This window comes from Paenibacillus lutrae, from assembly GCF_009757775.1.
Taxonomy (GTDB): Bacteria; Bacillota; Bacilli; order Paenibacillales; family NBRC-103111; genus Paenibacillus_F; species Paenibacillus_F lutrae.
On record NZ_RHLK01000014.1, the window covers coordinates 100,452 to 116,026 of the forward strand.

Genomic DNA, 15,575 nt, shown 5'->3' on the forward strand with positions numbered 1-15,575 from the left:
TTAACCTGCGCCGTGGAGCCGTTTTCTGGCTGCTTAGCAGGGCTAAACCGCCCATTTGGCGAGCCTCAGGTGAGTTGAATTATAATGATTTTCTCCGGTTTGTTCGGTTGACAGTCCTTTCCAAGCGGTGTTACAATCACACCAAGCTAACGCGAGAGCGTAGGAAAATGACCGGAGATGAAAGGGGGAATATCCATGTTTAGAATGTTGCCTGTTTACGGACCTATGCATTTGTTCGCAGATCACAAGGGCACGGCTAAATATACGGTATCCCCTTTAAACCACAATTCCGTGTAATCGGCAGACGGCCGCTTACTTGCCGGAATGTATGCTTTAAGCTGGTTTAAATCAGTGCAGAATTCTCTTGTGCTGTAAGGACGTACCGTTTTGTTTCTGAAAACGGTGCGTCCTTTTTTCATGATCGGATGCAGGGACTCATTTTTCCATACCAAAGAAGTAGAGATGCAGGGCTGACCAAAGTCAGGTCAAAAAGCCCTGAGTCCAACAGCTTGCCTGAGCTTATGAACGAAGCTTTTAAAAAGAAAGAAGGTGACCCGGTTGTTTAGTATTTTAGGTAAACTCGGCTGGTTCTTCAAAGAGAATTGGATTCGGTACACGGTAGCCGTTACGCTGCTCATTGTGGCGGGCATTGCTGAAATTATTCCTCCCAAAATTCTCGGCTATGCCGTCGATGAAATTCAGATGGGCTCTATTACGGCGGAACGTCTGGTAAGTATGATCGTGTGGACTCTCGTTATTACCGTGGGTATTTATCTGATTACTTATGTCTGGATGTATCAGTTGTTCGGCGGTTCCTTCCTTGTGGAACGCATTCTGCGTTCGCGCTTTATGCGGCATCTTCTCAAGATGACCCCTACTTTTTTTGAAAAATACCGTACCGGTGACCTGATGGCCCGCGCGACCAATGACCTCCGGTCCGTTGCCGGAACAGCCGGATTCGGAATTCTGACGCTGGTCGATTCCAGCGCTTTTATGCTCACGATCTTGTTCACCATGGGCCTTACGATTTCCTGGAAGCTGACATTTGCCGCTCTGCTTCCGCTGCCTTTTATCGCACTGGCCATGAAGTTCTACGGGAAGACCATTCATGAGCGGTATACGATCGCCCAAGATGCCTTCGGACAGATGAACGATCAGGTGCTGGAAGCAACGGCAGGTGTGCGAGTGCTTCGCGCTTATGTTCAGGAAGCCAATGAGCAGGAGCGCTTCCGGGAGCTGACCGATGATGTGTACCGCAAAAATATTTCGGTTGCGAGAATCGATGCGCTGTTCGATCCCACCATCAAGCTGCTGGTCGGCGCAAGTTATCTGATCGGTCTGGGTTACGGGGCTTATCTGGTGTTCCAGACCGAGCTGACGCTGGGACAGCTGCTTTCTTTCAACATCTACCTCGGGATGCTGATTTGGCCGATGTTCGCTATCGGCGAGCTGATCAACATCATGCAGCGGGGAAATGCCTCCCTCGACCGGGTAAACGAGGCACTCGGCTACCGGCCCGATGTGCAGGACGATCCGCAGCATACTCGTGCGGATGCAGGGCCCGGCACCATCGCCTTCGAGAATGCCAGCTTCCGCTATCCTGCGTCTGAGGTCAGCAACCTCGAAGGCATCAGCCTGACACTCCGCCGGGGCGAGACCCTTGGCGTCGTAGGCCGCACAGGCAGCGGCAAATCGACGCTGCTGAAGCAGCTGCTGCGGCAGTATCCGGTCGGCAGCGGGACGATTACGATCGGCGGCGTGCCGATTCAGCAGATTCCGCTTGACCGGGTGCAGTCCTGGATCGGTTACGTGCCGCAGGAACAGATCCTGTTCTCCAGAACCGTACGGGAGAACATCCGCTTCGGCAAGCCGGGCGCGAGTGATGAAGAGGTGCTTGGAGCCATCGAGCGGGCTGCATTCGCGCAGGACATTCACACCCTCGCAGACGGCCTCGATACGCTGGTCGGCGAGAAGGGTGTGGCGCTGTCCGGCGGCCAGAAGCAGCGGGTATCGCTGGCGCGGGCACTGATCGCCGACCCGGAAATTCTGCTGCTCGATGATGCGATGTCCGCGGTCGATGCCCGGACGGAAGCGAGGATCATCGAGAACATCCGGCGTGAGCGCGCCGGCAAAACCACGCTCATCTCGACACACCGGTTGTCCGCAGTCGAGCACGCGGACCGGATCCTCGTACTCGACGAGGGCCGGATTGTCGAGTCGGGGACGCACGAAGAGCTGCTGGCGCACGGCGGCTGGTACAAAGAACAGTACGAGCGCCAGCAGGTTGAATCTAATTTGACGGAAGCGGGGTGATGGACCTTGCAGAATAGTACAGGAAAAAGACTGGTGCAGTATGCACTTCATCATAAAAAACTTTTTATTATCGCACTTATTATGCTTACGGTCGCCGTGGCGGCCGAATTAACCGGTCCGTTTATTGCGAAGCGGATGATTGATACACACATTCTCGGGATTGAGAAGCCCTGGTACAAAGCACAGCCAGGAAGTGAAGATACAGTCTCATACGGAGGTCAGGTATACAAACGGGGCGATCGATTCAGTGAAGGGGAGACGCGCGGTAACGAAGCGAGACTCCTCCAAGTAGGCACGAAATTTGTTTTCGTGGAAGGCCCTGTCCGTTTTGACGGGGAGCGTTCCCTCCGGGACGGGCAGCTGACAATCAAGAGGGGCGGAGATACCGCCTCGTATGAAGCCGCAGTCTTAAGCCCGTCGGAGCTGTACGCGTTCTACCAGCCGGAATTGATCAAATTGGTCGAACTGGCCCTCCTTTATTTTGCGCTACTCGTGGTTTCTTCGATTTTTACGTTCGGACAGCGGTACGCTCTGCAAGTATCCGCTAACCGGGTTATCCAGAAGCTGAGGCTGGACGTCTATGCACAGATTCAGCGCCTGCCGATCCCTTACTTCGATAATCTTCCCGCGGGTAAAGTGGTCTCCCGGGTTACGAATGATACCGAGGCGGTGCGGGATCTGTTCGTGACGGTATTGGCGAATTTTTTTACGGGAATCGTCTATATGGCGGGAATCTTCGTAGCTTTGTTCCTGCTCGATCCAAAGCTGGGCGCCATCTGTCTGCTCATTGTCCCGATCCTGGTCGTCTGGATCATTGTGTACAGGAAATATGCGTCCCGTTATAACAAAATCATCCGTTCCCGCTTAAGCGACATTAACGGAATGATTAATGAATCGATTCAGGGCATGACCATCATTCGTGCTTTCCGCCGGCAGCGGGAAACATCCGAGGAGTTTGAGACTCTGAACGAAGATTATCTGAAATATCAGCAGAAGCTGCAAAGCTTGAACTCTTTTACTTCCCATAATCTGGTAGGGGTTCTGCGGAACCTGACTTTTGCCGTCCTGCTCTGGTACTTTGGCGGTCAGGTGACGGGAGTTGGCGCCGTAATATCCTTCGGGGTGCTGTACGCGTTCATCGATTACTTGAACCGGCTGTTCCAGCCGATCGTAGGGATCGTCAATCAGCTGGCCACCCTGGATCAATCCGTAATATCGGCCGGCCGTGTATTCGAGCTGATGGATGAACCGGGTGAAGATATCGAGACGGGCCAGATGCCCCGGTACAAGGGAAATGTTGCTTTCGAACATGTCTCCTTTGCTTACAAAGAAGATTATGTGCTCAAGAATATTTCTTTCGAGGCCAAACAAGGCCAGACGGTGGCGCTGGTGGGCCATACGGGTTCCGGCAAAAGCTCGATTATGAACCTGCTGTTCCGGTTCTATGACCCGCAGAAAGGAACGATCCGTGTCGACGGCCAGGATGTCACGAAGCTGCCCAAACAGCTGCTGCGCCAGCATATGGGGATTGTGCTGCAAGATCCGTTCCTGTTCACCGGGACGATCGCGAGCAACGTCAGCCTCGGTGACGATACGATCTCCCGCGAGCAGGTCGATGCGGCTCTGCGGGACGTCGGCGGGCAGCGGATCTTCGCGAATCTGCCGAAGGGCTTCGATGAGCCTGTGCTGGAGAAGGGCAGCACGCTGTCTGCCGGACAGCGCCAGCTGATCTCGTTCGCACGGGCTCTGGCCTTTGACCCGGCCATCCTCATCTTGGATGAGGCGACTGCCAACATCGACACCGAGACGGAAGCGATCATCCAATCGGCGCTCGATGTGGTGAAGAAAGGGCGCACGACGTTTATTATCGCGCACCGGCTGTCTACGATCCGCAGCGCAGACTTGATTCTCTTGCTGCACCGGGGCGAGATTGTCGAGCGCGGTTCGCATGAGGAGCTGCTGGAGCTAGGCGGACGATACGCCCAGATGTACCGGCTTCAGCAGGGAGGCGGTTCATCCGCTCCTGTTTCCGGACCGGCGCAGGCTGATCGCTCAACGCTGCGAAGCGGTTCCGTTACGACAGGAAGCGCAGTGACTTAGCACCAGAGCAGGCAGATTTTTTTTCCGAAAAAAGGATTATATAGAGGAAACAGGCGGCTGCATGTGAAACGGGATCCATCATCACGCGTATGATAAGATAACCAGCCGAAACCTTGGAGAGCGCTTGCCGGACGACACACGGCTGTTTCACCAGCCTGTCATCCGTGTATGTAAGGTTTGTTCCTTTACAGGTGTGACTCCAGGCGGTTTTGGCAAAAATAGAGGAAGAGATCGCGGGTACTTGCGCTTCTCTTATCCAGCGAAAGGTGAGGGTGACATGAGTTCGGATACAAAACGAATTTTGGGCACTGTGCAGCTGATTGTTGAAATTGGTGTCGTGATCGGCTTTATCGTCGGCTTAATCCCATTCGGGTTCTTGTGGTCAGGCAACTGGGTAGTTCCGCTCGTATTCGTCAGTGCTGTTATTGGTCTGATTACAAGTAACGGCACGCTGCTGGCGGCACTGGCCAACATCGTGATGGCTCTGCTTAGCTACATCCCGGTACTTGGCTACGTTACACGTATTGTCGGAATCTTGATTTCGTTCTTTATCATGACCCGTGCCCGGAGGACATCGCGCTACTAAGCTGACGGTGCCGGCTGGCTGCTTTACGATCCTTATAGAAGACCCGCGAATCTTGATGATTTGCGGGTCTTCTTCTGTGTTGCTGTGGGTACCCGACGGGTACTGGACGTTTGGCAAGGTATTTAGCGGGCGCGGGCTGAATACCCGCGTTTATGGCCATCGGGCCTGTCAGTTAACCTAACGGAGGCTTCTCAAGCCAGGAAGATAGAGAGGAAAGATTATAGATTCCTTTATAACGGGTATAACGGGTACAGCGGGTAAAAGGCCGCATAAGGGAATACTTATAAAGGGGGTGTCATCTATGGAAATTAGAATCGGGTATGTGTCTCAATCGTTAGCAATCTTTCAGAATACACCGAGCTCGACGTTTACCTATAAACGGTTCAAAGAAGGGACATATGAGAGCTCGCTTGCTAAAGCTATCGAGGTAGGACGCCGCAATCTGGAGGCTACCCGCCGCATTCTGTACTTTAATGCCGCCCATGGCATCCGGCTGTACCGCCTCAGTTCGTCACTGATTCCGCTGGCTACACATCCGGAGGTCGGCATCGTCCCGTCTGCCGTCTACGAGCGGGAACTTGCCGAACTCGGAGAATTCGCCCGGGGCCATGACATCCGTGTGTCCATGCATCCGAATCAGTTCACTCTTCTCAACGGATCGGATGCTGTGGTGAAAGCGGCCATCCGCGACCTGGAGTATCATGCCGATATTCTGGATGGCATGGGGATGGGCACGGAATGCAACATGAATATTCATGTTGGAGGAGCTTACGGCAACAAGGCGGCATCCGCAGGCAAGCTTGTCGCCAATCTGCCGGGCGTTCCGGAGCGGGTCCGGAGACGGCTGACGCTGGAGAATGACGACAAGACCTACACGGCCGAGGAAACATTAGCCGTCTGTGAACAGTCCGGCATTCCGATGGTCCTCGACCTGCATCACGACTGGTGCAATCCCTCCGCTGCGGCAGGAACGGAACTTCTGCCCCGGATTGCAGCGACATGGGGAGAACGACCGATCAAAATCCACGTGTCGTCTCCCAAGAGCGACAAGGACTTCCGCGCGCATGCGGACTATGCAGAACCTGAAGCGGCGCTCGGCTTTCTCCAAGCATGCAAAGCATACGGCCTTCAGCGCGTAGATGTTATGGTGGAAGCCAAACGCAAAGATTACGCATGCTTGAAGCTGGCAGAAGATCTTGCGGCCGTGCGGGGCATCCGGCGTATAGACGGCGGAGTTCTGCACATGTAATCCGCTAGCCGGGACTTAGGTTAATGAGCAAGAATTGGTGCAATGAGGCGGGTTTGCATGCGCAAATGCGGTGTATGCGGCATGAGGAATTTATTTCCTATAGCGGCGGTATATCCGCAACTTTTCTGCCCATGAGTCCGTCTCAAATGGTGAGAACTGGAATTCCAGGCAATTCCGTTCGAACCCTATACTTTTAAGGAGGCAGATCCGGTTGAAAATTATTCGCAAAGCAGGCACGGCGGTGATGACTACTGCACTGCTGCTTGGCTCGGTTACACCCGTTATGGCTGACAAGGCGGTGCCCAGTACATCACCTGCTTCTACGGTCAACTCAAACTCAGGTCAAGGGAAAGAGCAGCTTGATCTCACTCAGGCAGAGCCTAAGATTACGAAGGATAAAGCTGTTCAGCTCGCTAAAGGTTACATACCTCAGCCTGAAGGCTACACATTGCAGAGTGCTAATTTACACGTGAACAATGGGCCTGACGGGAAGCAGAGGAAGACGTGGAACCTGGAATATTCGCTGAAAAAAAATAAAGAGTCACTCGGATACATGAACTATTCACTGGATGCCGATTCCGGCAGACTGCTCGGGTACAATTTCTACGATAATAACCCCGACCGCAAGCCATCCTATCCGCCTAAGACAGATCTGAATCTTGCCAAATCCATCGCTGCAGACTACATAACCAAGCTAAGCCCGGATTTGCAGAAACAGGTCAAGTACAATGATCTCCGGGAATCTTCCTACAAAGTACCGCTTAATGGCGTGATAGCCTATCCGTTCGGGTTTGAACGTGTGGTAGGCGGAGTTCCTTTCCCGCAAAACGGCATTCAAATCCAAATTGACGGAGAAGGACGCTTGACCGAGTATCGGGTGGATTGGAATGAAGATATCAAATTCGACAAGGGCGAGGGAATTATTTCCCAAGTAGCGGCTGAGAAGGCACTGAATGAGGCTTCCAAGCCTATGCTTCAGTATGTCATTCCTTATCAGATGAAAGAGAGAAAGCCGGTTATCGCTTACACGATGGCTGCTATTCAAATTGATGCAAAGACCGGTAAGCCAGTTCAGCAGGGCGAGGCGGTTAAACCTGCTGATCTTCAAGCGCTGACAGATAAGCCGCAGCCTTCTTCGGGACCGATTGCAGGCAAAGAAGCGGCGCTCAAGAGAGTACAGGCGCTTATTCAAATTCCGGCCAATGCCAAGCTTGAAGAGGCATCCTATGGCGAGAACGTCAACGAAGAAACGAAGGAGTCGGAATCGACATGGAATTTCCGGTGGTCGCTGCAAGATGAAGAGGGCAACAACACGGGTGCCATTTCCTTGGCCCTTAACGCGAACAACGGTGAATTGAATTATCTGAGTCAATACAACCATTCCGGCCGTAATCCGTTTAAAGCGAGCGATATAAAGGTTCCTTATACAGAGGCTGCAGCGAAAGCTGTTGAGTTCGTTAAGAAAACCGTTCCGGGCAGTACCCATCAGCTTGTACTGGAACAATCCTCAGAGCCGAAGGTTGATCCTAAGGCGACGGAAATACCGCGCGAGTATTCGTTTGAATTTAGCAGGTATATTGACGGGGTGCGAGTAGCGAACGATCAGGTATCCGTTTCCGTGGACAAAGGCACCGGCATGATCTCGAACATGTATAAGAGTATCAATAAGCTTCCTTTCCCTGACAAGAAACCGGAAGTGCTCGATATTGAGAAGGCGAAAGACAAGCTGATGTCCCAGTACCGGCTGCGTCTGATATACCAGACGTCGGTGGGTGAGATTCCGGCGGGCATTCCTATTGAGAAATACAAAGCCATGATTGCTGCCGGTGCTATTGGCGCTATCGATCAACTGAATAAGAATGCCAGCCTGGTGTATACATTGGAGGATAAGTATACCCGGCAGGCATATTTCCTGGATGCGGTAACAGGGCAATGGCGCAACCGGGATAATGGGGAGGTTATTTCCCTTGAGCCGATTAAAGTGTCGGATATTGCCGGTCACTGGGCGCAAAATGAGCTGCAGTTGATGCTGGATTATCAGGCTTTGGAAGTTAAAGACGGCAAGGTGAATCCCGATAAGTCTATCAAACGGGGTGAGTTGATCAAAATGCTCGTTCTGGCAGACAGTGGCGGCGGTTATTATCCGACAGCGGCCATGAAAGATCGTGCCAACTCGTTCGCGGATGTAACCTCATCCAATGAGTATTTTTCTTATGTCGAGACGGCGCTTGACAATAAATGGATTGACCGCAATTCCGAAGAGTTTAATCCAGATCAGCCGATAACGCGCGAAGAGATGGCCTCACTTATTGTCCGGGCTTTGAATTACAAGAAGCTGACGGAGTATGAGGCGATTTTTAGCCGTAACTTCACGGATGCGGCGGATATCAAGAACATTGGAACGGCCGCGATTGTAACCGGTATGGGTATCATGAGCGCAGAGAACGGCAAGTTTAATTCGAAGGCTGAAGTTACCCGCGCTCAAGCGGCAACGGCATTTTATAGATTTTTGCAAAAGCGGTATTAGAACAATTGGAAGAAAATAGATGGTAAATGGAAGGGGCTGCCGGTTCGGCAGTCTTTTTTTTGGTAAAAATAGAGAGAAGGATGAATATTGGACCTATGTATTCCTTGCTGAGGGCAATATTTGATTTTTGCCTATGCGGATAGGTAACATAAAGAGAAGAGTTTGTTTCTTGCAAACATCTAGATCCAGACAGGAGTGGGGAATGGTGAGGGGCATCATCCGGTATTCGTTAAACAACAAACTCGTCATATGGCTGCTCACGATTATTGTGACGGCGGCCGGCATTTATGCAGGCTTGAACATGAAGCAGGAGACGCTTCCCAATTTGGAAGTGCCGATTCTGACTGTAACCACAGTTTATCCCGGTGCTTCTCCGGAGGAGATAGCGGAACAGGTAACGAAACCGCTGGAACAGCGGGTGCGGAACCTCGAAGGTGTGGATGTTGTCAGTTCTACCTCTATGGAGAACGCTTCGTCCATTATGATGGAGTATTCCTACAATAAGGATATGGACAAAGCCGAAGCGGAGGTTAAAGAAGCCGTAGCGGATTTTAAACTTCCACGCGGGGCTCAGGAGGCCAGCGTCTCCAGAATTAACATAAACGCATTCCCGATCATATCTTTGAGTGTCTCGGGGGACAAGCAGTCTCTGGATAAACTGACGAAGATGGTCGAGAGTGATTTGAAGCCTTCGCTGGAGGGGATCTCGGGAGTGGCGAGTGTCGCTATTTCGGGACAAAAACAGCAGGAAGTGCAGCTGACCTTTGACCGGGATAAGCTGAAGGCTTATGGAGTCAGCGAAGAGACGGTCAAAGGAATCATACAGGGAGCGGCGATCCAGATGCCGATGGGCCTGTTTGAGGTCGGCCGCACGGAGAAGACGATCGTGGTGGACGGCAACGTGCGGAGCCTGGAGGATCTCCAGGCGCTGGAGATTCCGCTGGTTCCAGGCGGAGCCGGATCTGCCGGCTCCGGTGCGGCGTCTTCCGGCGCAGCTGGAGGTATGGGTGCGCCAGCCGGGAGTGGAGCCGCAGGCGCCGCGGATGCAGGCGCAGCCGGCGCTGCGGCTCCGGGCGCGTCAGGCGCCGCAGTGCCGGGCGCATCAGGAGGCGTTGCGCAGGGCGCAACCGGCGCAGCAGCGCCGGGAGTTAACGCGGCGCCGCCTGCGGGCGCGGCCGCGTCGGCAGCGGGACTGCCGACCGTGAAGCTCAGCGAGCTCGCGAAGATTGAGCTCGCCGACCATGCCGATTCGATCTCGCGCACGAACGGCAAAGAGTCCATCGGTATTCAGGTGGTCAAGTCCACCGAAGCGAATACCGTAGATGTCGCCAGCGCCGTTAAGGAGAAGGCGGCGGAGTTCGAGAAGGCAAACAGCGGAGTGGGCATCGTAACGATGCTCGATCAAGGTGCGCCAATTGAAGAATCGGTCAACACGATGCTGAGTAAAGCGGTGTTCGGCGCTTTGTTCGCCGTTCTCATCATCATGCTCTTCCTTCGCAACTGGCGGACGACCCTGATCTCGATCGTGTCGATTCCGCTTTCTCTGCTGATCGGCGTGCTGCTGCTTCAGCAGATGGACATTACGCTGAACATTATGACCCTCGGCGCGATGACTGTGGCCATCGGGCGGGTCGTCGATGACTCCATTGTCGTCATCGAGAATATTTACCGCCGCATGATGAGCCCTTCGGAGCCTCTGCGGGGCAAAACCTTGATCCGCGAAGCGACGCGGGAGATGTTCATGCCGATCTTGTCCTCGACCTTGGTCACGATCGCGGTGTTCCTGCCGCTGGGCTTTGTCAGCGGACCTGTAGGCCAGCTGTTCCTGCCTTTTGCGCTGACCATGGTGTTCGCGCTTCTCGCTTCCCTGCTGGTGGCGATTACGATTGTACCGCTGCTTGGACATACCATGTTCCGTAAGCGGCTTGAGCGCATGGGCAGTAAGCCGGTTTCGCAGCCATTAGTCCGGGTAGAAGGGGATGAAAATGCTGCTGCAGTTGCAGGTGCGGGTGCATCTACGGATTCCCCCCATGATTCTGCGGGCCATGATGAAACCGGGCGCCTGGGACGCTTGTACAAGAAAGCTCTTAACAGCACGTTGAACCATAAATTAATTACGTTCGGTGTGGCCATGCTGCTGTTCGTGGGCAGTCTGCTGCTGGCGACTCAGGTTGGTGTCAGCTTCCTTCCGGAGGAAGAGCAGAATTACGTCATGGTGACGTATACGCCTTCCCCGGGTGAAACGCTTGAAGCCGTACAGAAGAAAGCGCAGGACGCGGAGAAATTCATTCTTGCGCGCGAAGGCGTAAAGAATATGCAGTACTCGGTAGGCGGTTCGAACCCGATGTCAGCCGGTAATTCCAAATCCGCGCTGTTCTACGTGGAATACGCCCCTTCTTTTAAAAATTTTGCAGCGGAAAAAGAGAAACTTGTAGAGGGGATTGCCAAGGCTTCCCCGGGTGAGTGGAAACCGCTGGATATGGGCGGTGGTTTCGGCGGAAGCAAATTAAGCTTGTTCGTATACGGAGAGAAGCTGGATGAAATTCACGGCGCAGTGGATCAGATTCAGCAGCTGATGACGAAGAATCCCACTTTCGATAAAGTGGACTCCAGTCTTTCCGAAGCCTATGAGCAGTATAAAATTGTGGCAGATCCTGCCAAGCTGAGCAAGCTCGGCCTTACCGCGGGACAGGTGGCAATGGCATTCAGCCAGGAACGGGAACGTCCTGTTCTCACGACAGTCCGTGTGGAAGACAAAGACTATGAAGTGTTTGTTCAGGCGGACAAGAAGACCTTCGCGGATATATCCGCCATTGAGAATACAACCATTCAGTCGCCGCTTGGTATTCAAGTGCCGCTCAAAGATGTGGCCGAGGTGCAGGAAGGCGAGTCACCTAATACGATCACGCACCGCGATATGAAGCTGTATGCGGAAGTAACGGCGGATATTACGGCCAAGGACGTAGGGGCAGCTTCAACGGAGCTCAAGGAACAGATTGATCAGCTCAGCCTGCCTTCCACGGTCCGTGTTGATTTTGGCGGAGTAACCGAGCAGATCAACGAGACTTTCTCCCAGCTTGGACTGGCTATGATTGCGGCTATCGCGATTGTGTACCTGCTGCTGGTGATGTTCTTCGGCGGGGCATTGACGCCGTTTGCCATTCTGTTCTCGCTGCCGTTCACGATTATCGGGGCTATTGTCGCCCTGCTGGTAACCGGAGAGACGTTGAGCGTGTCTGCTATGATGGGGGCACTGATGCTCATCGGAATTGTAGTGACCAACGCTATCGTTCTGCTCGACCGTGTTATTCATAACGAGAAGGCAGGGCTTGGAACAAGGGAGTCCTTGCTGGAAGCGGCCGGAACGCGGCTGCGCCCTATTCTGATGACTGCACTGGCTACAGTCGGGGCTTTGCTGCCGCTGGCGTTCGGTTTTGAGAGCGGCGGCCTAATCTCGAAGGGGCTGGCCGTGACCGTTATCGGAGGCTTAATCAGCTCCACGCTGCTCACCTTGATTATCGTACCCCTGGTGTATGAATTCCTGGCGAGGTTCCGGCGTAAGCGTCCGATCCTGGATACGGAAGAGTAATGCAAGACTGAATATCAACGAGAAAGCCGCTGAGAAGCGGCTTTTTTCATTGGCCGAATAAGGGGGCATTCACTAACAAGTTCAACTTTCGCTCTCCGTATGAATGGCAGTTGGCCAAAGTACAGCCCAGTGAAACAAAGGTGATGCGGTGAACGTATTAGCAAATAAGCACTATTTTTCCATTTGTCTGAAGGGGGCATAAACAATGTTATGGATGGGTTTGTTTCTTGTACTTATGGGGGGATTGATGGTTTTTAAGACGCAGCTGCTATGGGAGCTGACAGAGAAGTGGAAATCCAATGACGGTACAGAGCCCTCGGACTTATATATGCTTAACACGCGCGTAGGAGGTGCAATCTTTACTCTCGTAGGCTCTGCCGTATTCTTGGTTGATATTCTATTGTGAGAGGGAGGCTTGAAAAGCGGTTCGTTACCGCCTTCGGGCCTCTATTATTTTGTGAGGAGAAGGTTCTCCTCTTCAACGGAAGTTGTGCTACAATGGTCTGATAAGCATGACCACAGGAGAAAAGGAGATAGCCGACGTGAGTACTGAGAATGTAAGAATCCTTGAAGATATCATCCGCGCGCACCATGCGCTGAGCCGGGTCATTGAGCCTTCGCCGCTCCAGCGTAATGAACTTTTGTCCAGACAGTATGACTGCAATATTTATTTGAAAAGAGAAGACCTCCAGGTCGTCCGTTCTTTTAAAATTCGAGGAGCTTACAACGTGATTCAGAGCTTGTCGGCTGAAGAGCGGAGCAGAGGAGTGGTGTGCGCCAGTGCAGGCAATCACGCTCAAGGTTTCGCTTACTCCTGTAATCTGCTCGGGATTCACGGCAAGATCTTCATGCCCACCACTACCCCCCGGCAGAAAATCTCGCAGGTCAATATGTTCGGAGGCCCGTTCGTGGAGGTTGTCCTGATCGGCGATACTTTCGACGATTCTTCCGCCCAGGCCAAGGTATATTGCGAAAGCGAAGGCAAAGTATTTATTCATCCGTTCGACGATCTGCGAACCATCGCAGGGCAAGGAACGGTAGGGCTTGAAGTGCTGAATCAGATGCCGGTAACCCCGGATTATGTGTTTGCCTCTATCGGCGGAGGCGGTCTTGCCGCCGGCGTCGGCACCTATATCAAGGGCGTGGCTCCCGAAGCTTCTATTATCGGTGTCGAACCCGCAGGGGCCGCGGGTATGCAGCGCTCGATGGAAGCGGGGCACGTGGTCACGCTGGATACGGTGGACAGATTCGTGGACGGGGCTGCGGTTAAACAGGTCGGTGAGCTTACGTTTGAGATCTGCAAACGCGTTCTCGATGACATTGTATTAGTGCCGGAAGGCAAAGAATGTACGACCATTCTGGATCTTTACAATAACAATGCCATTGTCATCGAGCCGGCAGGGGCGCTGTCTGTGGCCGCACTCGATGCTTACCGCAGTCAAATCGTAGGTAAGAATGTGGTGTGCATTATCAGCGGCGGTAATAATGATATTGACCGTATGCAGGAAATTAAAGAACGCTCGCTTATTTATGAGGGACTCAAGCATTATTTCATCGTGAACTTTCCGCAGCGTGCCGGCGCTCTTCGTGAATTTCTTGAGGAGGTGCTCGGGCCTACGGATGATATCACGCGTTTTGAATATATGAAAAAGAATAACAGGGACAATGCTCCGGCACTGGTCGGCATTGAATTGAAGAATAAAGATGATTATGAAGGGTTAATCGCCAGGTTATCTCAGAAAGATTATCCTTACATCGAAATTAACGAGGATCCTAAGCTTTTTAACCTGCTGATCTAAAATAAAAGGGAGCCCAGTCAACATCCGTTGGCTCAGCTCCTTTTTCTTTTTGTGTATGCGATGAGAGAAACTTTTCAGGTACTTAATTTACGCAATAAATAATTAATTAACCTAAGTATAATTAATTATAGATTTTGAACCAGCCAAGAGGTATAATCGTAACGCGGCAATGCTAAATCTGGTCCGGATTTACATTTTTATTCGTCATTTGCCTCATACTAATTTCAGGATCAGGAAGCCACAAACAAATTTCAATAGGGGGTAACAAATGATGAAGAAAATGTTTAAGCTATCACTAATGATGATGATCGCTTTCTCACTTGTATTGGCGGGTTGCGGTAATAAGCCTAGTAACGAGGGCCAAGGACAAACTCCAGCCGGCAGCGCAGGAAACACAGGCGAAACGAAGAAATCCGAAGCGAAGATCGGAATGGTAACGGACGTAGGCGGCGTTAACGATAAGTCTTTTAACCAATCCGCTTGGGAAGCACTTGAGAAGCTCAAAAAAGAAAACGGTATTACGACGAAATATTTACAAAGTAAAGGGGATTCCGATTACGTTCCGAACCTCAACCAGTTTGTTCAGGGCAAGTATGACCTGACATGGGGAATCGGATTCGTTATTGCGGATGCGATGAAGAAAGTTGCCGACCAGAATCCGAAGTCGAACTTTGCTATTATCGATAACGTGGTGGAAGCGCCGAACGTCCAGTCCGTGACTTTTGCCGAGCATGAAGGTTCCTACCTGGTAGGGGTTGTTGCAGGTCTGACAACGAAGACCAATAAAATCGGGTTTGTCGGCGGTATGGATATCCCGGTTATCAAACGTTTTGAAGCCGGTTTTAAAGAAGGCGTTAAGGCAGTTAATCCAGGCGCAAAAGTACTGGTCAACTATACAGGGGCATTCGATAAGCCTGACCTTGGCAAAGCGGCCGCAGCTACGATGTACAACGATGGAGCGGATATCATTTTCCACTCTTCAGGGGCTACGGGCAATGGTGTATTCAATGAAGCGAAGGATCGTGTTAAGCAGGGTAAGAAAGTATGGGTAATTGGTGTAGATAAGGACCAATCTCTGGAATTTGGCGACGACGTAACGCTGACCTCCATGGTTAAAGATGTTGAAGGAGCTGTAACCCGCTATTCCAAGCAAGTTATTGACGGTACATTCAAACCGGGCGCTCCAGTAACACTCGGTCTCAAAGATAACGGAGTAGGCCTTCCTGAGACGTCGAAGAAGAATGTGCCGGAAGATGTTCTCAAGAAAGCCGATGAGTATAAAGAGAAAATCATTAAAGGCGAAATCAAAGTCCCTGAGAAATAAGAACGGAATTCAAGATCGTTGTTTATGCAAGGACCCTACAACAAGGCTGGTTGATTAACTGGCCTTGTTCTTACTTTTCAGGCTTTTT

General features: G+C 52.1%; 9 protein-coding genes. All 9 read left to right on the forward strand.

The features are described 5' to 3' along the window. The first annotated feature begins 558 nt into the window (after nt 1-558). The 9 genes from EDM21_RS19545 (at nt 559) to EDM21_RS19585 (ending at nt 15,487) form a co-directional block, all read left to right on the forward strand. Nucleotides 559-2,313 (forward strand): ABC transporter ATP-binding protein, encoded by a 1,755-nt coding sequence (locus EDM21_RS19545; protein WP_157338125.1) that lies wholly within the window; start codon nt 559-561, stop codon nt 2,311-2,313. A gap of 6 nt (nt 2,314-2,319) precedes the next feature. Continuing rightward, a complete protein-coding gene (locus tag EDM21_RS19550; protein WP_275938798.1) occupies nt 2,320-4,413 on the forward strand; it encodes an ABC transporter ATP-binding protein in 2,094 nt (697 codons plus the stop codon). A gap of 277 nt (nt 4,414-4,690) precedes the next feature. Next, nucleotides 4,691-4,999 carry a hypothetical protein gene (locus tag EDM21_RS19555; RefSeq protein WP_157338126.1) on the forward strand — a complete coding sequence of 103 codons (309 nt, stop codon included), beginning with the start codon at nt 4,691-4,693 and terminating at the stop codon, nt 4,997-4,999. A 301-nt stretch (nt 5,000-5,300) separates the two neighbouring features. Then, nucleotides 5,301-6,248: a UV DNA damage repair endonuclease UvsE gene (gene uvsE / locus EDM21_RS19560; protein ID WP_157338127.1), complete on the forward strand. Its 948-nt coding sequence runs from the start codon at nt 5,301-5,303 to the stop codon at nt 6,246-6,248. A 211-nt stretch (nt 6,249-6,459) separates the two neighbouring features. Then, nucleotides 6,460-8,775: an S-layer homology domain-containing protein gene (locus tag EDM21_RS19565; RefSeq protein ID WP_157338128.1), complete on the forward strand. Its 2,316-nt coding sequence runs from the start codon at nt 6,460-6,462 to the stop codon at nt 8,773-8,775. A 205-nt stretch (nt 8,776-8,980) separates the two neighbouring features. Next, nucleotides 8,981-12,364, forward strand: a complete 3,384-nt coding sequence (locus EDM21_RS19570; protein WP_166542097.1) for an efflux RND transporter permease subunit — start codon at nt 8,981-8,983, stop codon at nt 12,362-12,364. Nucleotides 12,365-12,569: 205 nt separating this feature from the next. Continuing rightward, on the forward strand, nt 12,570-12,770 hold the full coding sequence (locus EDM21_RS19575; protein ID WP_235918280.1) for a DUF6199 family natural product biosynthesis protein: 201 nt from the start codon (nt 12,570-12,572) through the stop codon (nt 12,768-12,770). A gap of 106 nt (nt 12,771-12,876) precedes the next feature. Beyond that, nucleotides 12,877-14,163, forward strand: a complete 1,287-nt coding sequence (ilvA, locus tag EDM21_RS19580) for a threonine ammonia-lyase IlvA (RefSeq protein ID WP_157338129.1) — start codon at nt 12,877-12,879, stop codon at nt 14,161-14,163. Between the two features lie 271 nt (nt 14,164-14,434). Next, on the forward strand, nt 14,435-15,487 hold the full coding sequence (locus EDM21_RS19585; RefSeq protein WP_157338158.1) for a BMP family ABC transporter substrate-binding protein: 1,053 nt from the start codon (nt 14,435-14,437) through the stop codon (nt 15,485-15,487). The last annotated feature ends 88 nt before the right edge of the window (nt 15,488-15,575 follow it).